21 protein-coding genes are annotated in these 24210 nt (G+C 71.0%); 11 read left to right on the forward strand and 10 right to left on the reverse strand.

Features of this window, described 5'->3' with window-relative positions; genetic code table 11:
* Window positions 1-243: 243 nt before the first annotated feature.
* Both ACGFNI_RS19245 and ACGFNI_RS19250 read right to left on the reverse strand, forming a co-directional pair.
* Window positions 244-1986, reverse strand: a complete 1743-nt coding sequence (locus ACGFNI_RS19245) for a TIGR03767 family metallophosphoesterase (protein ID WP_393685254.1) — start codon at window positions 1984-1986, stop codon at window positions 244-246.
* 231 nt (window positions 1987-2217) lie between these two features.
* Complete coding sequence (locus ACGFNI_RS19250; protein ID WP_393685255.1) at window positions 2218-3138, reverse strand: pyridoxamine 5'-phosphate oxidase family protein; 921 nt, start codon at window positions 3136-3138, stop codon at window positions 2218-2220.
* Window positions 3139-3380: 242 nt separating this feature from the next.
* Between ACGFNI_RS19250 and ACGFNI_RS19255 the strand changes: the two genes are divergently transcribed.
* The gene (locus tag ACGFNI_RS19255; RefSeq protein WP_393685257.1) at window positions 3381-4412 is read left to right on the forward strand and encodes an aspartate-semialdehyde dehydrogenase; all 1032 of its coding nucleotides are present in this window, start codon (window positions 3381-3383) and stop codon (window positions 4410-4412) included.
* 161 nt (window positions 4413-4573) lie between these two features.
* On the opposite strand, the gene ACGFNI_RS19260 is transcribed toward ACGFNI_RS19255, so the two are convergent.
* Complete coding sequence (locus ACGFNI_RS19260; protein WP_393685258.1) at window positions 4574-4717, reverse strand: hypothetical protein; 144 nt, start codon at window positions 4715-4717, stop codon at window positions 4574-4576.
* A 208-nt stretch (window positions 4718-4925) separates the two neighbouring features.
* On the opposite strand from ACGFNI_RS19260, the gene pepN reads away from it, so the two are divergent.
* The gene (gene pepN / locus ACGFNI_RS19265) at window positions 4926-7496 is read left to right on the forward strand and encodes an aminopeptidase N (protein ID WP_393685259.1); all 2571 of its coding nucleotides are present in this window, start codon (window positions 4926-4928) and stop codon (window positions 7494-7496) included.
* A gap of 95 nt (window positions 7497-7591) precedes the next feature.
* Here pepN and alc read toward each other — a convergent pair whose 3' ends face one another.
* From alc to ACGFNI_RS19300, 7 genes are all read right to left on the reverse strand, one after another.
* Entirely contained in the window at window positions 7592-8731 is a 1140-nt protein-coding gene (alc, locus tag ACGFNI_RS19270; RefSeq protein ID WP_393685260.1) for an allantoicase, read from the reverse strand.
* 91 nt (window positions 8732-8822) lie between these two features.
* Window positions 8823-9767 carry a LysR family transcriptional regulator gene (locus ACGFNI_RS19275; RefSeq protein WP_393685262.1) on the reverse strand — a complete coding sequence of 315 codons (945 nt, stop codon included), beginning with the start codon at window positions 9765-9767 and terminating at the stop codon, window positions 8823-8825.
* Between the two features lie 153 nt (window positions 9768-9920).
* Window positions 9921-10895 carry an acyl-ACP desaturase gene (locus ACGFNI_RS19280; RefSeq protein ID WP_393685264.1) on the reverse strand — a complete coding sequence of 325 codons (975 nt, stop codon included), beginning with the start codon at window positions 10893-10895 and terminating at the stop codon, window positions 9921-9923.
* Window positions 10896-11105: 210 nt separating this feature from the next.
* A complete protein-coding gene (locus tag ACGFNI_RS19285) occupies window positions 11106-11354 on the reverse strand; it encodes a hypothetical protein (RefSeq protein WP_393685266.1) in 249 nt (82 codons plus the stop codon).
* 4 nt (window positions 11355-11358) lie between these two features.
* A complete protein-coding gene (locus ACGFNI_RS19290) occupies window positions 11359-13050 on the reverse strand; it encodes an alpha-L-fucosidase (protein WP_393685268.1) in 1692 nt (563 codons plus the stop codon).
* Between the two features lie 384 nt (window positions 13051-13434).
* Window positions 13435-13707 carry a hypothetical protein gene (locus ACGFNI_RS19295; RefSeq protein WP_393685269.1) on the reverse strand — a complete coding sequence of 91 codons (273 nt, stop codon included), beginning with the start codon at window positions 13705-13707 and terminating at the stop codon, window positions 13435-13437.
* A gap of 379 nt (window positions 13708-14086) precedes the next feature.
* A complete protein-coding gene (locus ACGFNI_RS19300) occupies window positions 14087-14623 on the reverse strand; it encodes an HNH endonuclease (protein ID WP_227044839.1) in 537 nt (178 codons plus the stop codon).
* 298 nt (window positions 14624-14921) lie between these two features.
* On the opposite strand from ACGFNI_RS19300, the gene ACGFNI_RS19305 reads away from it, so the two are divergent.
* The 9 genes from ACGFNI_RS19305 (at window position 14922) to ACGFNI_RS19345 (ending at window position 24165) form a co-directional block, all read left to right on the forward strand.
* Entirely contained in the window at window positions 14922-16007 is a 1086-nt protein-coding gene (locus tag ACGFNI_RS19305; protein ID WP_393685271.1) for a mechanosensitive ion channel family protein, read from the forward strand.
* A gap of 162 nt (window positions 16008-16169) precedes the next feature.
* Window positions 16170-17000 carry a helix-turn-helix domain-containing protein gene (locus ACGFNI_RS19310; RefSeq protein WP_393685272.1) on the forward strand — a complete coding sequence of 277 codons (831 nt, stop codon included), beginning with the start codon at window positions 16170-16172 and terminating at the stop codon, window positions 16998-17000.
* Entirely contained in the window at window positions 16997-17206 is a 210-nt protein-coding gene (locus ACGFNI_RS19315; RefSeq protein WP_393685273.1) for a DUF397 domain-containing protein, read from the forward strand. Before ACGFNI_RS19310 ends, ACGFNI_RS19315 begins: the two co-directional genes overlap by 4 nt.
* 266 nt (window positions 17207-17472) lie before the next feature.
* Entirely contained in the window at window positions 17473-18609 is a 1137-nt protein-coding gene (locus tag ACGFNI_RS19320) for an ROK family transcriptional regulator (RefSeq protein WP_393685884.1), read from the forward strand.
* Between the two features lie 107 nt (window positions 18610-18716).
* On the forward strand, window positions 18717-20057 hold the full coding sequence (locus ACGFNI_RS19325) for an ABC transporter substrate-binding protein (protein ID WP_393685274.1): 1341 nt from the start codon (window positions 18717-18719) through the stop codon (window positions 20055-20057).
* A 12-nt stretch (window positions 20058-20069) separates the two neighbouring features.
* Window positions 20070-21020 (forward strand): carbohydrate ABC transporter permease, encoded by a 951-nt coding sequence (locus ACGFNI_RS19330; RefSeq protein WP_393685276.1) that lies wholly within the window; start codon window positions 20070-20072, stop codon window positions 21018-21020.
* A gap of 5 nt (window positions 21021-21025) precedes the next feature.
* On the forward strand, window positions 21026-21931 hold the full coding sequence (locus ACGFNI_RS19335; protein WP_393685278.1) for a carbohydrate ABC transporter permease: 906 nt from the start codon (window positions 21026-21028) through the stop codon (window positions 21929-21931).
* Between the two features lie 6 nt (window positions 21932-21937).
* The gene (locus ACGFNI_RS19340) at window positions 21938-23191 is read left to right on the forward strand and encodes a 6-phospho-beta-glucosidase (protein WP_393685279.1); all 1254 of its coding nucleotides are present in this window, start codon (window positions 21938-21940) and stop codon (window positions 23189-23191) included.
* A complete protein-coding gene (locus ACGFNI_RS19345) occupies window positions 23182-24165 on the forward strand; it encodes an N-acetylglucosamine kinase (RefSeq protein WP_393685280.1) in 984 nt (327 codons plus the stop codon). Before ACGFNI_RS19340 ends, ACGFNI_RS19345 begins: the two co-directional genes overlap by 10 nt.
* Window positions 24166-24210 lie beyond the last annotated feature (45 nt).

Here is a 24210-nt window from a genome sequence, read left to right on the forward strand (position 1 = left end):
GCGACCCGTTACGACAAGACCGCCGAGTCCTACCAGGCAGCCGTCACACTCGCCTCGCTCCTGATGTGGGCGTGACAATTGAAGACACCGCCTAGCCGCGAGCCGCGAAACCGGCCTGGAAGCCGCCAGTGGCGGAGTACGAGGCGTTCGGTGCGCAGTTCGGGCATGCCTCAAGCCAACGCGGAATCCGGCCGGGTTGTCGATGCCTTTTCCCGTCGGCCGCCCGGCCTGCGGCGGGGCGGATCAGCCGCGCCTGAGCAGCAGTTCCACGTTGCGGTCGGCGGGGGTGCCCGCCAGGTCCGTGCGGGCCCCGGGGGTGTTGCAGGACAGCTCGCGGTAGAGGGCGGCCAGGCCGGTCTGGGAGAGGTCGGCGAAGTCGGTCCTGGCCGGTGCGGCCGACTCGATCAGGGTGGTGAACAGGGACAGGGTGCCGTCGTGGTTGTCCGTCAGCTCGATGACCCGGGCGAGTTGCGGGAAGTCGATGTGCGAGGCGGTGGAGATCTCCCAGAAGCCGGGGTGCGGGACGATCTCGTTCTTGTGGGTGTGCCCGTTGATCCAGGCCACGACGGAGGGGTGGGCGGAGAGCAGGTCGATCAGCTCGGCGCCGGTGTGCCGCCGTTCGTCCGGGCGGGACGGGTCGGGGCGGGTGTTGTCCATGCTCGTGCCGGTGTGATGGCTGAAGACCATGACGTGCGCGTTCGCGTGCCGCTCGTTGTCCCGCAACGTCCGCTTCAACCAGGCGAGTTGGCCGTCGCCGATGGATCCGGTGTAGTGGCCGGCCGGGTCGGTGGTGTCCAGGCTGATGCCGAGGACGTCGTCGGAGATCCGGAAGGAGTAGTACAGCCGGTCGCCTTCGAGGTGGGCGGCGGTGTAGCCGTGGCCGTGCGGCCCGGGTCCTGTACGTGCCGGGTCGAGGTGGGCGGTGAGGTACCCGGCGCGGGTGAAGGGCGCGCGCCGCTCGTCGGGGGTGACCTGCCTGGCCTTCTTCGCCTGTGACGCCAGCAGCGCCTTGAAGTCGGCGCCCTTGGGGTCGAGGCCCTTCCTGACGGCCTTCCAGACCTGCGCGGCGCGGTCGGCGGGCAGCGTCTCCAGTTTGCGTTCGCCGGTGGCGATGCCGGTGAAGAAGGGGTCGCCGGGTGCGTAGCAGCCGCCGGGCAGCGAGTCGTGGTTGCCGACGGTGGAGTACCAGGGCATCCGCAGTCCGGGGCTGTGCAGGGTGCGGATCGCGGCGTCGAGGAAGCCGTGCAGGTGCGGGAAGCCGCGCTGCTTGTCGGCGTCGCGCAGCGCGCGGTCCGGCTGCCAGTAGAGGGGCAGGCCGCTGTCCTGGACGCCTTCGTAGCGGCGCGGGTCACCGGAGTTGGGGGTGATCCGGCCGCCGCTCATGGCGGTGAGGAACCAGTCGAGTTCGAGGCGGGAGTTGTTGTCGGTGTTGTCGCCCGTGGTCATCACGAACGACAGCGGGGCGCCGGTGGCGGGGCCGCCCGGCAGCGCGTTGACCCGCTCGATCAGCGAGACCACCCCGGCGACGGACAGCGCCTCCTGGGGCCGCCAGGCGCTCGCGGTCTCGGAGCGCAGGTACTCGTAGCGCAGCGGGCTCTGCACGTCGACCAGGTGCAGGTCGGTGAACTGGACGAAGGAGGCGAGCGCGGTGCGCCGGTCCTCGCGGCCCCGGTGCGCGCCGGCCAGGTCGGAGCGGACCAGGCGCGGCCAGGCCGGGCCTTCGGCGAGCCTGCGGTAGCCCGTGCCGCGCGGGGTGGCGACGCCCGCGAGGGTGGTGCCCCGGGTGTAAGGGACGCCGGGGACGGCGGGTGCGTCGACCGGTACGGGCGCGGCGGGTGCCGGGCCCGGCGTCGGTGTGGCGGCGACGGCGGGCCGGTCGCCGCCGCCGAAGGCGAGGCCGAGGCCGGCGGCGGCCCCGGCGGCTCCGGTGGCGGCGAGGAAGGCACGGCGGTCGAGAGCGGAGGCGGCGGACCGTATACGGGACATGCGCGAACTCCCCGAGTGCGTACGCGAAGGCGGCCGGCAGCACAACTGCCGTGTCACTGGGGATCGTTGGCAGCGGGGATGACCTGGACGTGAACGCCACCGCAACGCCGGTGGCCCATCACCGCACAGGGATCACGCCGCCGCCGGGCGGTCACGGGGTGCTGCGCCCATGGGCGGGCGCGGGTCACCGGGAGTTCATCTGCCGGGGTAGCGGAGGCCCGGTTCGGCGCCCTACGCGCCGCGGCGGGCGGGCGGCACCGGCTCGCTCCAGCGCAGCGGGCTGCCGGCGCCGGTCGCCACCACCGCCGTCACATCGAAGTCGACGACCCGCCGGGCGCCGGGGAAGGCCGCCACCCGTGCGGCCGACCAGTCGGTGCGGGCCAGGCCGGTCAACTGGAGCAGGTCGCCGGTGGCCCAGTCGGCGAACAGCAGCCCGGCCTGCGGGCGCAGCTCCAGATTGCCCAGCGCGGCGAACATCGCGTTCCCCGGCCGGTCGGGCCAGGTCAGCCGGGTGGGCGAGGTGGCGGTGACGAAGCCGGGCGGGCCGCCGCGGTGGCCCGCGTCGGCGGCGCCCGCGGGGTCGGCGGTGGCGAGGTAGAAGGTGTCGGCTGCGGCGACCGTGCGTCGCTGCGCCTCGGTCAGCGCCGCGCCCCGCCACGTGCGGGCGGTACGGGCGCCGGGTGCGTCGGGGGCCGCGGGCGGCAGTGGCCTGCGGGGGCGCAGCCTGGCCGGGCAGTTGGGGAAGACCTGTCCGGTGGCGAGGGCGAGGCCGCGCGGGGTGGGCCTGGCCGTTCCGTTGAGCCGCAGCCTGCGGCGGGTGCGCACGTCCAGGGCGAGGGTGCCGAGCGGCAGCGGTCCGGCGGCGAGCGCGGCGGCGAGCGGGTCGCCTTCGGGCGGGCGGGCCGCGACGGACAGCGTGTGCGGCCCGGTGGCCCGCAGGAATCCGGGCGGGCCGGTGAGCTGGGAGCACCACAGCCGGCCCGCGCCGTCGGCCGCGGCGATCACCAGCTGGGTCTGGAGGCCGAGGAAGACGGCGGCGATGTCGCCGATGCCGCTGCCGATAGAGAGTCCGATGCGGTCGGCCCGCTCGGTCTCCCCGGCCCGGCGCTGCACCGCCCGCTCCCCCTCGTGGTAAGGACCGCTCACCGTCATGGCTCTCCTCGCCCCGTCGCCGCGGCGGCCTCGGCTTTCGCCGCCCCCCGAAAACGTAGGGGCCCTCCGGACACCGGTCAAGCGGCGTCCCACCGCCCCGGCGACCGCCCCGAGCTGCGGTCATGCCGTCCGCAGAGGGGAATGGATTGGACAAAGCGACGTGCTTCACACACATGATGGGTGCGCTTCTGAGCAGGTGTTCCCAGGAAGCACCCATGTCAGGATGAGGAAGAAGGAGTCCCATGAGGATCGGAATCGTCGGAGCCACCGGACAGGTCGGCGGCGTGATGCGGGGCATTCTCGCCGAGCGGAACTTCCCGGTCGAGCAGCTGCGCCTGTTCGCTTCGGCCCGGTCCGCCGGCCGCACGCTGCCCTGGCAGGACACCGAGATCACGATCGAGGACGCGTCCACCGCCGACTTCTCAGGACTTGACATCGTGCTGTTCTCGGCCGGTGGCTCGACCTCCAAGGCGCTGGCGCCGAAGGTCGCCGCCGCGGGCCCCGTCGTCATCGACAACTCCTCCGCCTGGCGCCGTGACCCCGAGGTCCCGCTGGTCGTCTCCGAGGTGAACCCCGCGGCGATCACCGAGCGCCCCAAGGGCATCATCGCCAACCCGAACTGCACGACGATGGCGGCGATGCCGGTACTGCGTCCGCTGCACGACGCGGCCGGTCTGGTCTCGCTGGTCGTCTCCACCTACCAGGCGGTGTCAGGCAGCGGTCTGGCCGGCGTCGATGAGCTGGACGGGCAGGCCCGCAAGGCCATCGAGCAGGACGCCACCAAGCTGACGCACGACGGCGCGGCCGTGGAGTTCCCCGAGCCCGACAAGTACGTCCGCCCGATCGCGTTCAACGTGCTGCCGATGGCCGGCTCGATCGTCGACGACGGTCTGAACGAGACCGACGAGGAGCAGAAGCTCCGCCACGAGAGCCGCAAGATCCTCGGCATCCCCGGCCTGAAGGTCTCCGGCACCTGCGTGCGGGTGCCGGTCTTCACCGGTCACTCGCTCCAGATCAACGCCCGCTTCGCGCGCCCGCTCGACGCCGCCCGCGCCCAGGAGCTGCTGGCCGGCGCCCCCGGCGTCACCCTCTCCGACGTGCCGACCCCGCTCCAGGCGGCGGGCCAGGACGCGTCGTTCGTGGGCCGCATCCGCGAGGACGAGACGGCCGAGAACGGTCTCGCGCTGTTCGTCTCCAACGACAACCTCCGCAAGGGCGCGGCACTGAACGCCGTCCAGATCGCGGAGCTGGTCGCGGCGGAGCTGCGGGGCTGACCCGCACCGCACCCCGGCACAGGGCGGGCGGGACCGGTCACCACCGGCCCCGCCCGCCCTGCCGTATGAGGCCCTCAGAGCGCCAGATGGCGGCGCAGCGCCACGTCGATCTCCGCCATGCGCTGCCGGGGGACCGCGCCGATATGTCGACCAGATAGCTGTCACCACGTCGCATCGGCAATTCCGTCCCCGGCCATCCGGTCCCAGAAAGCCGCGTCCCCGCTCGCGTCCCACTCCTCGAACGCCTCCGTGTACTGCGCCTCCAGCTCTGCGGCGCGCAGCAGCTCAATGGCGGCGTGTATCACGGCGGACCGCGACCCCGCCCCGTCCTCGCGGCGAACTCATCGACGGAGACGATGTCCTCCTGCGGAAGGCTCACGCTGATCCTCATAATCCCCCTGATGCTACTGATGGCCCCCTCCTGGCCCTGCCCCCACGGCTGCGGTGCTCGGCGACCACCGTGGAAGGATGGCGTAACGCCGCATACAAGGACGCTTACGAGGAGATGATCCGGTGCCTGGCACGAACCTGACCCGCGACGAGGCGCAGCAGCGGGCGCGGCTGCTGACCGTGGACGCGTACGAGATCGACCTCGACCTCTCCGGCGCGCAGGAGGGCGGCACCTACCGGTCCGCGACCACGGTGCGCTTCGACTCCGCCGACGCGGGTGCCGACACGTTCATCGACCTGGTGGCGCCGGCCGTGCACGAGGTGCAGCTCAACGGTGTGGCGCTGGATCCGGCCGAGGTGTTCCAGGACTCGCGGATCGCGCTGTCCGGCCTGCGGGCGGGCCGCAACGAGCTGCGGGTCATCGCGGACTGCGCCTACACCAACACCGGTGAGGGACTGCACCGCTTCGTCGACCCGGTCGATGAACAGGCGTATCTCTACACCCAGTTCGAGGTGCCGGACGCCCGCCGGGTGTTCGCCAGCTTCGAGCAGCCCGACCTGAAGGCGACGTTCGAGTTCACCGTGAAGGCGCCGGACGGCTGGACGGTGATCTCCAACTCGCCGACGCCGGAACCGAGCGACAACATCTGGCACTTCGCGCCGACGCCGCGGATCTCGACGTACGTCACGGCGCTGATCGTCGGCCCGTACCACAGCGTGCACAGCAGCTGGGAGGGCACGGACGGGCGGTCGGTGCCGCTGGGGATCTACTGCCGTCCCTCGCTTGCCGAGCACCTGGACGCGGAGGAGATCTTCGCGGTCACCCGGCAGGGCTTCGACTGGTTCCAGGAGAAGTTCGACTACGCCTACCCGTTCGAGAAGTACGACCAGCTCTTCGTGCCGGAGTTCAACGCCGGTGCGATGGAGAACGCGGGCGCGGTGACCATCCGCGACCAGTACGTCTTCCGCTCGAAGGTGACGGACGCGGCGTACGAGACGCGCGCCGAGACCATCCTGCACGAGCTGGCGCACATGTGGTTCGGCGACCTGGTCACCATGGAGTGGTGGAACGACCTGTGGCTGAACGAGTCGTTCGCCACCTACACCTCGATCGCCTGCCAGGCGTACGCGCCGGGCAGCAAGTGGCCACACTCCTGGACCACGTTCGCCAACTCCATGAAGACCTGGGCGTACCGGCAGGACCAGCTGCCGTCGACGCACCCGATCATGGCGGAGATCCGTGACCTGGACGACGTGCTGGTCAACTTCGACGGGATCACCTACGCCAAGGGCGCGTCGGTGCTCAAGCAGCTGGTGGCCTACGTCGGGATGGACGCCTTCTTCCAGGGCGTCCAGGCGTACTTCAAGGCGCACGCGTACGGGAACACCCGGCTGAGCGACCTGCTGGGCGCGCTGGAGGAGACCAGCGGCCGTGACCTGAAGACCTGGTCGAAGAAGTGGCTCCAGACCGCGGGCATCAACATCCTGCGCCCGGAGATCGAGGTCGACGCGGCGGGCCACGTCACCTCGTTCGCGGTCCGCCAGGAGGCGCCCGCGCTGCCCACCGGCGCGACGGGCGAGCCGGTGCTGCGCCCGCACCGCATCGCGATCGGCTGCTACGACCTCCAGGACGGCAAGCTCGTCCGCACCGACCGCATCGAGCTGGACGTGGACGGCGAGCTGACCGAGGTGCCGTTCCCGAAGGACACCGCGCGGCCCGCGGTGATCCTGCTGAACGACGACGACCTGTCGTACGCCAAGGTCCGCCTCGACGAGGAGTCGCTGAAGGCCGTCACCGCGCACCTCGGCGACTTCACCGAATCGCTGCCGCGCGCCCTGTCGTGGGCGTCCGCGTGGGACATGACGCGCGACGGTGAACTGGCCACCCGTGACTACCTGTCGCTGGTGCTGTCCGGCATCGGCAAGGAGTCGGACATCGGCGTCGTGCAGTCGCTGCACCGGCAGGTGCGGTCGGCGCTCGAACTGTTCGCGGCGCCGGACTGGCGTGCGACCGGCCTGGCGCTGTGGACCGACGCGGCCCTCGAACACCTGCGGGCCGCGGCCCCGGGCAGCGACCACCAGCTGGCGTGGGCCCGCGCGTTCGCCTCCGCGGCCCGTACCGGCGAGCAGCTTGACATGCTCCAGGGGCTGCTGGACGGCAGCGAGTCGGTGCCCGGTCTCGCGGTCGACACGGATCTGCGCTGGTCGCTGCTCCAGCGGCTCGCGGCCACCGGCCGGGCGGACGAGAAGGCCATCGACGCCGAGCTGGAGCGGGACCGTACGTCGGCGGGCGAGCTGCACGCGGCCTCGGCACGGGCGGCGCGGCCGACGGCGGAGGCGAAGGCCGAGGCGTGGGCGTCCGTCGTGACCTCGGACACGCTGCCCAACGCCGTGCAGGAGGCCGTCATCGGCGGCTTCGTGCAGCCCGACCAGCGGGAGCTGCTGGCGCCTTACGCCGCGCGGTACTTCGACGTGGTCAAGAGCGTCTGGGACGCGCGCAGCCACGAGATGGCGCAGCAGATCGCGGTGGGCCTGTACCCGGCGGTGCAGGTCGTGCAGGAGACGCTGGACGCGACGGACGCGTGGCTGGCGGCGGCGGAGCCGAGTGCGGCGCTGCGGCGGCTGGTCACCGAGTCGCGTGCGGGCATCGAGCGGGCGCTGAAGGCGCAGGCGGCGGACGCGGCGGCCGGCTGACGTCCGGCGGGTGCGTGAACGCGGGGGCGCCCGTGGCCGGTTGGCCGCGGGCGCCCCTTGCGTGTGCGGTGAAGCCGCCGGGCGAGTCGGTGGACTTAGCCGAGCGCGCTGAAGCGGCGGCCGAGCGCGGTGCGGCCCGCCGTGGTGAGGCTGCCGTGCACCCGCATCCGGGCGAGGCCGCCGTCGGGGAAGACGTCGAGCCTGATGTGGGTGGCGGTGACGGCGTCGGGCAGCGTGAAGCGGTGCGGGGTGTCGGGCTGGAGCCTGGTGCGGGGCAGGATCTCGAACCACGAGTCGGCGTCATCCGGGGTGCCGTCGCAGCCGTACAGGGCGGCCCAGCCGGCGGAGTTGCCCTTGAGGTAGGCGGTGTCGATCTCGACGGCGCGGATCTCGCCCTGGGCGGCGAGGCGGAAGCGGACCCAGTCGTTGGTGCCCTTGACCCGGCGGCGGCGGTTCTCCCAGCCGTCGTCCATCTTGCGGGACAGGCCGGGCTGGATGATCTGGGTGGGCGAGGAGTAGAAGCGGTCGGACGCGTCCTCGACGGCGCCGCCGTGCATCACGGACGCCAGGTCGAAGGTGCCGAGCACGTCGAGCCACGCCGGGTCGGCGACGACCTCGCCGTGCACCCGCAGCCGGGCGATGCCGCCGTCGGGGTGCTGCTTGAGGCGCAGGTGTGTGAAGCGGCGCTCGACGGTGATCTCGAAGCCGTTGGCGGCGTGGCCGCGTACCGGCGTGCGCGGGACCAGCTCCTCCCACTTCACGTCGTCGGCGAGCAGGTCGTCGGGGCCTGGGCTGCCGGGCAGCGCGGTGGCCTCGACGGTGATCTGCTGCGGGTAGTTGCCGCGGAAGTGGGCGGTGTCGACGATGATGCCGCGGATGACGCCGGGGGCGGCGAGGCGGATCAGCGCCCAGTCGTGTGCGTCGTCGGTGGGGAAGGGGTGCGCGCCGTCGGCGCCGCGGCGGCGACGGGTCTCCCAGCCGTCCATGATCTTGCCCTTGTGGCCGAAGTGCTCGGGGTCGAAGACCGCGGGGCCCGGCTTCAGCAGGTTCTCGCGCTCGGCGAAGAACTCGTCGTTCGCGGCGATCACTCCGGCGCCGAAGCCGCGGTCGGCGAGGTCGACGAGCGAGGTGAAGGGGAAGTCCCCGCCGCGGTAGTCGGCGTACGGGTCGCCGCCGCCGTACGGGGCGGCGTCGTTGGCGTGCGGATCGGTGGAGTCGGCCGGGGTGGTGGTCATTTCTGCCTCTCGACGTGACCTGCGTGCTGGGGCCGTTCCACCGTCGCAGCCCGGACTCGGCAGGTCCATCGAAAGTTCTTGAGGTGGGTGTTCAGCTGGACTGAACGGTTTCGGCGGCCTGCCGGAGCGCGGCCAGTACCCGGGCCAGTCCTGGCGCCCCTTCGGAGCCGCGCCGCGCGGCGGCCACCACATGGCGGCGCGGCTGGTCGGCGTGCAGCACCCGCAGTACGACCCGGGCGCCGTCCCGCTCCCCCCGGCCGAGCGCGGCGCCGATCCCGCCCGCCATCGCCATCCGCGGCACCAGCGCGACCCCCATGCCCGCCGCGACCATCGCCAGGATCGCGCTCCAGTCGGCCGCCGCGTGCGCCTGCTCGGGGACGAATCCGGCGCTCTCGCAGGCGGTGGTGGTGATGTGGGACCACGGGCCGCTGCTGCCGAAGATCCAGGATTCGCCGGACAGGTCGGCGAGCCGCAGGCCGGGCTCGGCAGCCAGCGGATGACCGGCCGGCAGCGCCACGTCCAGCGGGTCGGCGAGCAGCGAGATCCGGCTGAACCTGGGGTCGCGGGGCGTCGGGGCGTGCGCGGCGAGCGACAGCGCCAGGTCGACGCTGCCCTCGGCCAGCAGCTCGTACGCCGCATCCGCCTCGGCCTCCCGCACCACGACGGAAAGGCCGGGAAGGCTGCGGCGCAGCTCCTGCACGGCGGGGACGACCAGCGCGGGGATCGCGGTGGAGAACGCGCCGACCCTGACCCGGCCCGCCTCGCCCCTGAGGTAGCCGAGCAGTTCGGCGTCGGCACGCTCCAACTGCGCGAAGACCGCGTCGGCGTGGCGCAGCACCAGGTGCGCGGCGTCGGTGAGCCTGACCCGCCGCCCGTGGGCCTCCAGGAGCGGCACGCCGAGCGCCTTGGCGAGCCCGGTCAGCTGCTGCGAGACCGCCGAAGGCGTCATGTGCAACGCCTCGGCGGTCGCGGTGACCGTGCCCAACTCGTGGAGCGTGCGCAGGATGCGCAGCTTTTTGATGTCCCAGTCGGCCATACGGGCAGCGTACGCACCCGGTGGCGGCCTCACCGCCGGCCGCCGGCGGCCCCCCGTGGCATTCCCCGGCCCGTCAGGCCCGGCAAAAAATTCCGGCAGTTCCGTTCAGCAGGAATGAACGGTCACCGTCCCGGCCCCGGCGCCGGCCGCCGATCAGCTCCGGGCGGCGCGGCGGGCGAGCAGCGCGGCCCGCCGCTCGTCGAACTTGCGCGCCTGGTCGTCCAGGCCGCCCATGAAGAGTCCCAGCTCCTCCTGGGCCGCGAGCCCGGACGGGCCGAGCCCGCCGATCTCCAGCACCTTGAGGTAGCGCAGCACCGGCTGGAGCACGTCGTCGTGGTGGATCCGCAGGTTGTAGATCCCGCCGATGGCCATCCGCGCCGCGGCCCGCTCGAAGCCGGGCATGCCGTGGCCCGGCATCCGGAAGCCGGTGACGACGTCGCGTACGGCGCACATGGTCTGGTCGGGCGCCAGCTCGAAGGCCGCGCCCAGCAGGTTGCGGTAGAAGACCATGTGGAGGTTCTCGTCGGTGGCGATCCGGGACAGCATCCGGTCGCAGACCGGGTCGCCGGAGTGGTGGCCGGTGTTGCGGTGCGAGATCCGGGTGGCCAGCTCCTGGAAGGCGACGTACGCGACGGAGTGCAGCATGCTGTGGCTGTTGTCGGACTCGAACCCTTCCGACATGTGCGCCATGCGGAAGCGCTCCAGCTCGACGGGGTCGACGGCGCGGCTGGTGAGGAGGTAGTCGCGCATCACGATGCCGTGCCTGCCCTCCTCCGCGGTCCAGCGGTGCACCCAGGTGCCCCAGGCGCCGTCGCGGCCGAAGAGGCTGGCGATCTCGTGGTGGTAGCTGGGGAGGTTGTCCTCGGTGAGGAGGTTGACCACGAGAGCGGTGCGGCCGATGTCGGAGACCTTGGACTGCTCGGGCGCCCAGGCTTCGCCGCCCATGACGCCGTCGAAGTTACGGCCGTCGCTCCACGGCACGTACTCGTGGGGCATCCATTCCTTGGCGACCTTCAGGTGCCGGTTCAGTTCCTTCTCGACGACCTCTTCGAGCGCGTAGAGCAGATGGGCGTCACTCCATGCGGTCTGACCGCGCTCTGCGTCGAGCCGGGCGGTGGCGATGGTCACGGGGGGTACTCCAGGGGACGACGATGACCTACGGGACCGTAAGTACGACCTACGGATCCGTAGGTTACGGCATCGTAGGTTAGAGCGGGTTAAACATCTCGACCCCACAAAACCCCTGATAGCGCCCGCTTTTCCGGCAGAAACGACAAAAGGCGCCTACCGGTTCGTTCGAACCGATAGGCGCCCTGAAGGCGTCACTTGTGCCCGGTGTCAGCCCTCGGACTTGGTCTGCTTGCGGGACTTGTCGCCCGCCATGACCAGCCCGGCGATGACCAGGAAAAGAACGATGGGCGCAGCGACATAGAGGCCGAGCGTCTGGATCACGCTCAGACCCGGACCCGGGTCGTCACCATCGTCGCGGGTGAGCGCAAACGCGGGGGACGACATCAGCAGCATCAGCGCGGTGCCGGCCGTGATGGTTCCGGCGCGCAGGGCATTCTTCTTGACCTTGTTGCTCACGGGGTCAACGTATCCGACGCCCCGCCGGGCCGCGCGCCCGGGGTCTGTTGGTGGTGCCTTCCGCGACCTGCCGCCAGACCCCGTCCCGCCGCGCCTGGACGGCGAACCGTTCCACCCGCTGCCCGTGCCCGGTGTCCTCGGCGACGGCGATCCGGTCGAAGGTGCACGGCCGGGCGGCGGCGCAGGCGCTGTGCCCGTAGGTCGCGCGGACGGCCGCGCCGAAGGCGGTGAGCGAGGCGACGTCCTCCGGGGCGATCCGGCCGTCCTTGGCGGGCGGGACGTTCAGCAGCAGCGAGGCGTTGCGGCCCACGCTCTTCTCGTACAGGTCCATCAACTGCGCCGGGGTCTTGGGCCGTTCACCGGGGTGATGGAACCAGCCGGGGCGCAGCGAGACATCGGCCTCGGCCGGGTACCACTGGAGGTATTTGGTGGTGGGCGCGATGAGCTTGGCGCGGGAGCCGATGTCGGGGTCGGTGGAGTCGTTCGGCAGCCCGCCGGCCATGACGGTCCACGGGTCCTGGGCCGACGGGGTCACGCTCCACTCCGTCTCCCGCGCGATCCCCTTCTCGTTGCCGACCCAGCGGGCACCCTGCGGGCCCGCGAAGACGACGGTGTCAGGGGAGAGTTGGTGGATCATCCGGAACCACTGCGCGGCGTCGTAGGGCTGGGTGATGCCGGAGTCGGTCCACGGGTTCGCGCCGTCCAGCCACAGTTCGTCGATCGGCCCGTACTGGGTGAACAGTTCGTAGACCTGGTTGAGGTAGTACGCGTCGTAGTCGTCCGCGCGGACGTGGAAGACGGGCAGCCCGCCGCTGCGGACGGCGGCGGCGCGGTCGTCGCCGGGTACGAGGGTGGGGATGGTGCGTGCGGTGGCCCTGCTGCCGTTGCCGAAGCGGCCGAGGCCGCGCGGCGCCCGGTCCCCGTCGGCCAGCGCCACCTGCTCCGGCAGGCTGAGCGGCTTGCCCTCCTGCTGCTTCTTGCGGATCTCCTCGACCCAGCGCGCGTGCCAGGCGTGCGGGAGTTCGGCGCCGTCGGACGGCGAGAGGTAGATGCCGACCTTGAGCCCCGCCGCTCGGGCCGCCTTGACGTACGCGCCGACGACGTCGGGGCTTCCGGGGCTGGCCTCGACGGTGTGCGGGCTGTAGCGGCTCGGGTAGAGCACGAAACCGTCGTGGTGCTTGGCGGTGAGCATGACCTGCTCGGCGCCGGCCGCCTTGTACGCGCGCATCCACTGGCCGACGTCGATGCGGGACGGCGCGAAGAGCTTCTCGTCCTCGGCGCCCGAGCCCCACTCGCGGCCGGTGAAGGTGTTCATGCCGAAGTGCGTGAAGGCGGTGACCTCCCGCTCCTGCCAGGCGAGTTGCCCCTTGGTGGGGACGATGTGCGCGGCCTTGTCGATGATCCGGGCGGGGCTGTCGCAGGGGGCGACGGCCATCTGGGACGCGGGCCGCACCGGGCCTTCGCACGGGCCGGTGCGCCCCCGCGCCGGCGCCGCGTCCGGCGACTGGGCGGACGCCGGGAGCTGGGCGGGGGCGAGGGCCGCGACGGCGGCGAGGGCGAAGGCGCCGATGACGCGCCGGGGCCTGCGGAACCTGCGGGGTGCAGGGGCTGCGGGAAGCGTCGAGGGCGGACCCGATACATCGGATGCCTCGCCGGATGCGTCCGATCCGACGCTCGGTCTCGTACGGCGTGCCATGGTGCCCTCCAACTCCCCGGACCGGTAATGGTCGGATCTCTGGATGGTGTCCACGGCATGGTGCCGGACGGCGCGGCGGGCCGGAAGAGTGCACGTCGCCACCGGACTCCGCGCAGACCGCCGCCCCGCACCGGGGTACGTGGCCGACCGGGCCCGCGAACGGGGCCTTCGGGCGCACGCACGCGGCGCCGGGGACCGTGCGGTCGTCCCGGTGCGCGGATGCGGGGCGGATACGGCGGATACGGGGGCGTGGCGGCGGATGCGGCGCGGGCGCGAGTGCCCTGCGGCGTCACCCGGGGGCGCGGTCGGGCCCGGCGCGGGTGCACGCGAAGGCGGCACACCGGGCGGCCGGACGGGCCGCGCGGGCCACGCAAGCCGTGAGTGTCAGACCTGCATGGACTCCGTGCCCAGACCGGCGGCGGTGGGCTCGCTGGTCAGCGGCAGCTCGGCGGAGATGGGCACCTCGCTGGTCAGCGGGGCGGCGTCGGCGAGCGGGGGCTCGCTGGTCAGGGGCGGCTCGACGAAGCTGAAGGACCCGGAGCCGTCCATGCCGGAGTCGGGGTCGGAGACCCCGTCGAACAGATCGGGCTCCAGCGGCCCGCCGTCCTCCGGTTTGGAGGACAGAGCGTCGAGGAGCAACTGAGCGGATGCGGCCACGAGGGCCTCCCGTTCATCGGTAGTGGGACACGTCTGGCCTACCCATTGGACTCGGGCGCAGACGTAATCTCCCACCAAGCGTGACCCACATCACATTAGCTCGACACGGGCGATTTCGCTGCCCGACCCCATGACCGACGCACAGAGTACCGGCAAAACGGACATCGGACGGCAAGTCCTGCGGGGTCTCGCCCACCACTCCCCCGCCCGCCGCGCACCCGAAAAGCGCCCCGGGGCCGACCACTTGACAAGCCGCGGAAACGCGGGACGGGGGCGGGCCGCCCCCTGTGGAGCGGCCCACCCCCGTCTCGGCGGTGACCTGCGGATACCCGTCCGGATACACGTCCGGATACACGTCCGGATATGCGAAAGCCCGGATCTAAGCCGATACGGCGTTGATCCGGGCCAGGGCGTCATCCGCGCCGTACGGCTGCAAATACGGCAACCAGCGCGGATCCCGGTGTCCCGTGCCGATGATCCGCCACGCGAGGCCGGACGGCGGGGCGGGTTGATGCCTCAGCCGCCAGCCGATCTCGGCGACGTGGCGGTCGGCCTTGACGTGGTTGCAGCGTCGGCAGGCGGCGACGACGTTCTCCCAGGTGTGCTGGCCGCCGCGGCTTCGAGGGATGACGTGGTCGACGCTGGTTGCGACGCCACCGCAGTACATACAGCGCCCGCCGTCACGGGCGAAGAGCGCCCGGCGGGTCAGCGGAACGGGGCCGCGAAAGGGCACCCGCACAAACCGCTTCAGGCGGACCACACTCGGAGCCGGAATGACATGGGTCGCGCTGTGCATCAGGGCGCCGGACTCCTCAAGGCTGACAGCCTTCTCATTGAGCACGAGGATGAGCGCGCGGCGGAGCGGTACGACGCCGAGCGGCTCGTACGACGCGTTGAGGACCAGGACGTGCGGCACGGGTGCCTCCTTGTACGCCGGCGGCGCGTGGCTCGCGCCGGGACGATCTCCCCACAGTGTCCCCCGGTGCCTGGTCGTGGCGCCACCATGACCGGGTAACGGCCTTGAGGTGTTTTCCACCACACCCCTTCACCTCCCGCCACATGGTGTTACTTCCCCCTCTTTCAGGCCGTCATGGGACCGCCCGACTCGAACACGGGCGCGAGTCATACCCGTTGCCCCGTTAGTGTGGTGGGTCTGCCCGGCCCCGGGGCACCGCCACGGTCCGGGCCGATCTCCCGACACGGAAGGTTCTGCTGTGTACTGGTCCGCCTCGCCGGTCGCCGCCGCGCCGTACAGCGCCGCAACTCCCGGCCCCACCGGCCCGACCTCGCTCGACGACGCCACGGAGAAGGCCACCAACGCGGCCGGCTGGGTGCAGGACAACTGGGGGACGTGGCTCACGTCCGGGCTCCAGATCGTGCTGATCATCGTGATCGCGGTGGTGCTCCGGCATGTGATACGCCGCACCATCACCCGCCTCATCGACCGCATGAACCGCACCGCGACCGCCGCCCAGGGCACCGCGCTCGGCGGCCTCCTGGTGAACGCCGAGCGGCGCCGCCAGCGGTCCGAGGCGATCGGTTCGGTGCTGCGCAGCGTCGCCTCCTTCGTCATCATGGGGACGGCCGCGCTGACCGTGCTGTCCGTCCTCAAGATCAACCTGGCGCCGCTGCTGGCGAGCGCGGGTGTGGCGGGTGTGGCCATCGGTTTCGGCGCCCGCAATCTCGTCACGGACTTCCTCTCCGGCGTCTTCATGATCCTGGAGGACCAGTACGGCGTCGGGGACGAGATCGACGCCGGGGTGGCCACCGGCACGGTCATCGAGGTCGGCCTGCGGGTGACCAAGCTGCGCGGCCCCAACGGCGCCATCTGGTACATCCGCAACGGCGAGGTCAAGCGGATCGGGAACCTCAGCCAGGGCTGGTCCACCGCCCACGTCGACGTGCTGCTCGCCGCCGACCAGGACCTGGACCGCGCCCGCGAGCTCATCACCGCGACCGGCGACGAGATGTCCAAGGCCGAGCCGTGGAACGAGCAGCTGTGGGAGCCGGTCGAGGTCCTCGGCCTGAGCGAGGTGCACCTCGACACGGTCACCATCAGCGTCTCGGGCAAGACCATGCCGGGCAAGGCCCCCGGCATCGAGCGCGAACTGCGCTGGCGGATCAAGCGGGCCCTGGACGGCGCCGACATCCGTCTCGCCCCGCGCCCGGCCCCCGGGGAAGACCCCGAGGAAATCCCCGATCCGGCCGCCTCGGTGGCCGCCCCGTCCGCACTCAACAATCCGGATTCCCCCCAGTCCAAGGCGTCGCAACCGATAGCGCCGCCGCAGTTGGGCAAATAGCCGCCGGGAAGAACCGAAAAGGGCCCTCGCGTCACGGAGTTCGTGGCGCGGGGGTCTTTTCGTGTATCCGGCCTCCGTTCCCATGCGCAGCGCGCCCGTACGGAACTAGGCTCCGCCACGAACGGCATACCGCAACTGCCGTACGGAGCAAGGGAGTAGGCCATGGCCAAAGGTCCGCGGAGCAGCCAACAACAGGCCGCCTGGGAGTTCTTCGGCACGGAACTCAAGCGACGGAGAGAGAACGCGGGACTCACGCAGGACGGTCTGGGGCTCCTGGTATTCGTCTCCGGCGGCTACATCGGCCAGTTCGAGCAGGCGATCCGCCGCCCACAATTGGATGTGGCGATCCGCATCGATGAAGTCCTGCAAACCGAGGGCTTTTTCGAACGCACCTGGCGCAAGCTGATCGACGACAAGCGGTATGCGGATTATTTTGCGCAGATGGCGGAGTTGGAAGGGCTGGCCACCAAGATCTGCGCGTTCGCGCCCACGGTCGTTCCGGGTCTCCTGCAGACCGCCGCGTACGCGGAAGCCGTCACGGTCGCGGCGAACCCGTTCGTCACCGATGAGTACGTACAGCAAACGGTGACGGCTCGGATGGAACGAGCCGACATACTGCAGGGCGCTGCACGACCCGAGTATTGGGTGATCCTGCACGAGAACACGATCCGCACACCGGTCGGCGGACCTGCCGTGATGGCAGCGCAACTGGACCACATCGCTGCGATGGTGCGGGAGCGCAAGGCGGTGGTGACAGTCCTGCCGCACACAGCAGGAGCCCATGCCTCCATGGGCGGCATGCTGGCTCTGATGGAGTTCGACGATGCACCGCCAACCGCCTATACAGAGACCGAGTTTGCGGGAATGCTGATGGATGATCCGGCTGTGGTGACGCTGGCCCAGCGCGCTTACGATCTGCTCAGGGTCGCCACGCTGTCACCGGAGGCGTCCCTGACCCTGATCGAATCGGCGGCGGAGGAACACAGGCAATGAACCAGAACGAGCTGAGCACCGCGCGCTGGCGCAAGAGCAGCTACAGCAACGGTCAGGGTGGCGAGTGCCTTGAGGTCTCCGACGGTCACCCCGGCCTCGTCCCCGTCCGTGACAGCAAGAACCCGGCAGGTCCGGCGCTCGTTTTCGCCGCCGTCGGGTGGTCGGCGTTCGTGACGGCCGTCAAGGGGGACGGGTTCACGGGCTGAGCCCACCCGGACAGGCCCGAAGGCCCGCGCGCCACGTACCCCGTGGCGCGCGGGCCTTTGCGGTGGGACGCAGGCGCAAAGTCGCCGCGCCGAAACCATTGACGGCTCACCGGCCCACGACCTACCTTCCTGTCACCGATTGGAAAGTTTCCTAACAGACGGTGCGGCGGTCCGGGAGGGGCGCCGGGAACGGGGCGTGGGCGGTCATGGCAGGAGCGGGGCAGGGAGTGCAGGGGATGCCCGGGACGCCCCGGGTGTTGCGGGCCATGAACGACCGGGCCGCCCTCGATCTCCTCGTCTCGCAGGGTCCTTTGACCCGCACCCAGGTCGGCGAGCTGACCGGCCTTTCGAAGCCGACCGCCTCGCAGTTGCTGGCCAGGCTGGAGGCCGTCGGCCTGGTGCGTACGACCGGGAACGTGACCGGGCGGCCGGGGCCGAACGCCCAGCTGTACGAGGTCGATCCGTGCGCGGCACAGGTCGTCGCGCTCGCCGTGGATCAGGAGGGGATCACGGCGGCCGTGGCCGACATCGCCGGGGATGTGCGCGGTCGGGCGCGGGTCGGTACGGACGCGGTGGCCGAGAACGTGCCGCACCGGACCGCGCAACTGGTCGCGGCTGCCGTCGACGGCGCGCTCGCCGAGGCAGGGCTTGGGCGGGAGGCGCTGCACGGCGCGGTGATCGGCACGCCGGGCGCGCTGGATCCGCAGACCGGAGTGCTGCGCTACGCGCCCCATCTGCCGGGCTGGCACTCCCGGGCGCTCCAGGAGGAGCTGGCCGAGGTGCTGGGCACGCCGATCGTGATCGAGAACGACGTGAATCTGGCGGCCGTCGCCGAGCAACACGACGGCGCCGCACAGGACTTCGACGACTTCGTGCTGCTGTGGGCCGACGAGGGGGTCGGCGCCGCCATCGTGCTGGGCGGCCAGCTGCTGCGCGGCGCCACCGGCGGCGCGGGCGAGGTCGGCTACATGCCGCTGCCCGGCGCGCCGCTGGCCCGCGGGGGCGAGAGCAGCGCGGCGCAGCCGGACGGCGGCGGCGGCTTCCAGCGGCTGGTCGGCTCACCGAGCGTGGTGGAACTGGCGCGGCAGTACGGATCCGCCGACGTGCGCACCGTCGAGGAGGCGCTGCGTCACGACGACGTACGGGCCGAGGTGGCGCGCCGGCTGGCCACCGGCATCGCCGCGGTGGTGGCCGTCGTCGACCCGCGCCTTGTCGTGCTGTCGGGCGAGGTCGCGCAGGCGGGCGGGGAAGCGCTGCGGCAGCTGGTCGAGGAGGAGTTCACCGGGCTCGCGCTGCCGCGGCCCGAGCTGCGCATCAGCAATCTCGACGGAAATCCGATCCTCACGGGCGCGCTGCGGACGGCGCTCGCCGCCGCCCGCGATGTCGTCTTCGACACGGCTTGACGGCCGCTGCCCCCGTACGTGCCCGCCCGCCTTCCGGGCCGGGCGCGCCCCCACGCCTCAGCTCTTGCGCACCACGTCAACTCCCCCTGCCGTAAAGGAAGTACGCCATGCCGCTGCCGCGCATGCGCATCTGCCTGTCCGTGGCGCTGGCCGCCGCCGGGCTGCTGGTCTCGGGCTGCGCCAATCCGAGCGTCGGCAGCGACCGTGACGATCCGACGAAGCCGGTCACGCTGAAGTTCTGGCACGGCTGGTCGGATCCGGCCGAGGTGAAAGCGATCAATGACAGCATCGCCCGCTTCGAGAAACTTCACCCCAACATCAAGGTGAAGCCCATCGGTAATGTCACCGACGAGACGATGAACCAGGCGCTGCGGGCGGGCGGGGACGACGCGCCCGACGTGGTGTCGTCGTTCACCACCAACAATGTCGGGCAGTACTGCTCGTCGGGGATGTGGGCGGATCTCGACCCGTTCATGAAGAAGACGGGTGTGCAGAAGGAGAAGGTCTTTCCGAAGACGTTTCTCGACTACACGCAGTACGAGGGAAGGCAGTGCGCGCTGCCGCTGCTGGCCGACTCCTTCGGTCTGTACTACAACAAGGACGCTTTCAAGGAAGCCGGCATCAAGCGGCCACCGCGGACGATGTCGGAATTCCAGCGGGATGCCGTGAAGCTCACCGAGCGGCACGCGGACGGGTCGTACAAGCGGGTCGGCTTCATGCCCAACTTCCGCCTGTACGAGAACAGTCCGGACCGTTTCTTCGCGCAGTGGGGCCCGAAGTACTTCGACAGCAAGGGCAAGGCGGTGCTGGCCAAGGACCCGCACAGCAAGCAGTTCTACGAGACCCAGCTCGCGCTGATCAAGGCGCAGGGCGGCTACGCGGCGCTTGAGAAGTTCCGTTCCCGCTTCGGTGAGGAAATGTCCTCGCAGAGCGCGTTCATGACGCAGCGGGTGGCGATGCACCTCGACGGGGAATGGCGCAATCTGATGCTGAAGGACGACAAGGCGAAATTCCACTGGGGGACGGCGCCGATGCCGGTACCCGACGACCAGGCGGACACGTACGGGCGCGGCTATCTCACCGGCACGGTCGCCGGCATCGCGCACAGCAGCAAGCACCAGAACGCGGCCTGGGAATTCGTGAAGTTCCTGACGGTGGACACCGATCAGGTGGTGCATTTCGCCAACGACATCCACAACGTCCCGTCGACGTTCGCGGCGCTCAAGTCACCGAAGCTGGACGCCGATCCGGCGTTCCGCACCTTCATCGACATCGCGCAGAACCCGCACAGCACCGCGATGCCGCCCTCCAACAACGGCGGCCAGTACGTCACCACCCTTCAGGACTTCTCGTACGACGTGGAGGCGGGCAAGGTCCCCGACCTCGACAAGGGACTGCGCAAGCTGGACGCGCAGATAGACGCCGACAATCTCCAGTCCGAGAACTGACGGAGCACCGCCATGGCCCTCACTCCCGCGCCCGCGCTGCGCCGCAAGCACCTCCGCGAACGGCTGCGCACGCTCGGCTTCCTCTCCCCCTGGCTGGTCGGCTTCACGGTCTTCTTCGGCTATCCGCTGATCGCCACAGTCTATTTCTCGTTCATGCACTACAACCAGATCGAGCAGCCCGATTTCGTGGGGCTCAAGAACTGGAAATACGTGCTGACGCAGATGCCGCTCTTCGGGCCGGCGTTGTGGAACACGCTGTGGCTGGTCGTGGTGATGGTCGCGCTGCGGGTGGTATTCGGGCTCGGCATCGGCATACTGATCACCAAGATCAAGTCGGGGGTCGGGTTCTTCCGCACGGCGTTCTACCTGCCGTATCTGGCCCCGCCGGTCGCCGCGACCGTCGCCTTCGTCTTCCTGCTCAACCCGGGCACCGGGCCGGTCAACGAGATCCTGGGCGCCATCGGCATCCACGCGCCCTCGTGGTTCAACGACCCCGACTGGGCCAAACCGTCGCTGGTCCTGCTCTCGCTGTGGGGCATCGGCGACCTGATGGTGATCTTCATGGCGGCACTGCTCGACGTGCCCAAGGAGCAGTACGAGGCCGCCGAGCTGGACGGGGCGGGCGCCTGGGGGAAATTCCGGTACGTCACCTGGCCGGCCATCACGCCCATCGTGATGTTCGCCGTGGTCACCGGCGTCGTGCAGACCATGCAGTACTACACGCAGGCGCTGGTCGCGGGGAAGCTCGCCTCCGGCATCACCTTCGGCCCCGGCACGGTGATCCAGCCCGGCTACCCGGACCACTCCACCCTCACCGTCCCCCAACTCGTCTACTCGCTGGGCTTCCAGAACTTCAACACCGGCGCGGCGTGCGTGCTCTCGCTCGTGCTCTTCGTCATCGCGATGGCTGTCACCACCCTGCTGATGCGCAAGCGCGCAGGGCTGCTTTCGGCGGAGGACTGATCGACATGACCACCACGACCCTGCGCCCCGGCACCACACCCGCCCCCGCCGCGGCCGGCGACCGCGGCCCTGCCCTGCGCGCCCGGCGCAAACGGCTGCTGCACTGGATCGCCGTGCACGCCGTGGCCGTCGCCGCCGCGCTCTTCTTCGTGCTGCCGTTCGTCTTCGTCTTCCTGACGTCCGTGATGAGCGACGGCCAGGCGATGAGCGGCGAGCTGTGGCCGCACGAATGGAACTGGTCCAACTACGCGACGGTCTTCCACACCCCCGGCTTCCTGGACTGGTGGAAGAACTCGCTGCTGTACGCGGGCCTCGGCACGCTGTTCACGGTCTGCTCGGCGGTCCCGGTGGCATACGCGCTGGCCAGGTTCCGCTTCCGTGGCCGCCGTACCGCGATGATCCTGGTGATCTCCACGATGATGCTGCCGCCGCAGGTCATCGTGATCCCGATGTACCTGGTGTGGGCCCAGCAGCTGCACCTGTCGGGATCGCTGTGGCCACTGATCATCCCGATGGCGTTCGGCGACGCGTACTCGATCTTCCTGCTGCGGCAGTTCCTGCTGACCATCCCGCAGGAATACATCGAGTCCGCGAAGGTGGACGGCTGCGGGGAACTGCGCACCCTGCTGAAAATCGTCGTGCCGATGGCCAAGCCGGGCATCGCGGCCGTCGCGCTCTTCCAGTTCTTCTACTGCTGGAACGACTACTTCGGCCCGCAGATCTACGCGGCGCAGAATCCCGGCGCCTGGACGCTTTCCTACGGGCTCGAATCGTTCAAGAGCGCGCACAGCGTCGACTGGAATCTGACCATGGCGGCGACGCTGCTGGTCATGGCGCCGGTCATCATCGTTTTCTTTTTCGCTCAGAAGGTCTTCGTCGAAGGCGTCACTCTCACCGGAGTAAAGGGCTGATTTATCGTGAAGCTCGCAGTGGTCGGCGGAGGTTCGACCTACACCCCCGAACTCATCGACGGATTCGCGCGGTTGCGTGATGTTCTGCCGGTGGAAGAACTGGTCCTCATCGACCCGGCGGCCGACCGTCTTGAACTGGTCGGCGGCCTCGCCCGGCGGATCTTCGCCAAGCAGGGCCACCCGGGCCGCATCTCGTGGACATCGGACCTGGACGCGGGGGTGGACGGCGCGGACGCGGTCCTGCTCCAGCTGCGGGTCGGCGGGCAGGCGGCCCGCAACCAGGACGAGACCTGGCCGCTGGAGTGCGGCTGCGTCGGCCAGGAGACGACCGGCGCGGGCGGCCTCGCCAAGGCGCTGCGCACCGTCCCCGTCGCACTGGACATCGCCGAGCGGGTGCGCCGCCGCAACCCCGACGCCTGGATCGTGGACTTCACCAACCCGGTCGGGATCGTCACCCGGGCGCTGCTCACCCACGGGCACAAGGCCGTCGGCCTGTGCAACGTCGCCATCGGCTTCCAGCGCAAGTTCGCCCGGCTGCTCGGCGTACGGCCCGAGCAGGTCGATCTTGAGCACGTCGGGCTCAACCACCTGACGTGGGAGCGGGCGGTGCGGGTCGACGGCGAGGACGTGCTGCCCCGGCTGCTCGCCGAGCACGGCGACGCGGTCGCCGAAGACCTGCACATGCCGCGCGCGCTGGTGGACCGGCTCGGCGTCGTGCCCTCGTACTACCTTCGCTACTACTACCAGCACGACGAGGTCGTACGGGAGCTGCGCAGCAAGCCGTCCCGGGCGGCCGAGGTCGCGGCCATCGAGAAGCAGCTGCTCGGCATGTACGGCGACCCGGCGCTGGACGAGAAGCCGGAGCTGCTGAGCAAGCGCGGCGGGGCCTTCTACTCGGAGGCGGCGGTGGCGCTGACGTCCTCGCTGCTGCGCAACACCGGCGACGTGCAGGTGGTCAACACCCTGAACAACGGGACGCTGCCGTTCCTGCCCGACGACGCGGTGATCGAGGTGCCGGCCTCGGTGGACGGCTCCGGTGCCACGCCGCTGCCGGTACGGCCGCTGGAGCCGCTGTACTCCGGGCTGATCGCGAACGTCACGGCGTATGAACACCTGGCGCTCCAGGCCGCGTTGAAGGGCGGCAGGGACCGGGTCTTCGAGGCGCTGCTCGCCCATCCGCTCGTCGGCCAGATCGCGTACGCGGACCAGCTGACCGACGACCTGATCGCACACAACCGGGAGCACCTCACGTGGGCCTGACCGGCACGGCGCTCGCCATCGACGCGGGCAACAGCAAGACCGACGTGGCCCTGGTGGGCGCGGACGGCAGCCTGCTCGGCACGGCGCGCGGCGGCGGCTTCCAGCCGCAGACGGTGGGTACGGGCGGGGCGGTCGACGTGCTGGCGCCCCTGGTCGCTTCGGCGCTGGCGCAGGCCGGTGCCGAGGGTCCGGTCGGCCACGTCACGGCCTACCTCGCCAACGCCGACCTGCCGGTCGAGGAAGCCGCGCTCGCCGCGGAGATCGGCGACCGGGGGTGGGCGCGGTCGGTGACCGTCGGCAACGACACCTTCGCGCTGCTGCGGGCCGGCCTGCCGGACACCGGGGAGCCGCCGGTGGGCGCCGCCGTGGTGTGCGGGGCCGGCATCAACGCGGTGGGGCTCGGCCGGGCCGGGGCGACCGCGCGGTTCCCCTCCGTCGGCCGGCTCTCCGGTGACTGGGGCGGCGGCGGCTTCCTCGCCGACGAGGCCCTCTGGTACGCGGCACGGGCCGAGGACGGCCGCGGCGAGCCGAGCGAGCTGGCACGGGCGCTGCCCGCCCACTTCGGTCTTGCCACGATGCTGGAGCTGATCGAGGCGATCCACCTGCGCGGCATCCCCGCCCGGCGGCGGCACGAGCTGACGCCGCTGCTGTTCGACGTGGCCAATGCGGGCGACCCGGTGGCGCGGGCGATCATCGCCCGGCAGGCCGATGAGGTGGCGCTGATGGCCTCGATCGCGCTGGAGCGGCTCGACCTGATCGGCGAGGAGACCCGGGTGGTGCTCGGCGGCGGGGTGCTGGCGGCCCGGCATCCGCTGCTGCACGACCGGATCGTGCGGCTGCTCGCGGAGCGCGCGCCGAAGGCGGTGGCACACGTCGTCACCGCGCCCCCGGTCCTGGGCGCCGCGCTGCACGCGCTGGACCGGGCGGGGGCGTCGGCCGATGCCTACGCGCGGCTGCGGGGTTCCTGGGCGTAGACCGGGTCCGCAGGGGCGTGGGCGGTCCGGCCCGCGCCCCGCGGC

Origin of the sequence: Streptomyces sp. NPDC048644 (assembly GCF_043199105.1) — a bacterium.
In the GTDB taxonomy this organism is placed as follows: Bacteria; Actinomycetota; Actinomycetes; order Streptomycetales; family Streptomycetaceae; genus Streptomyces.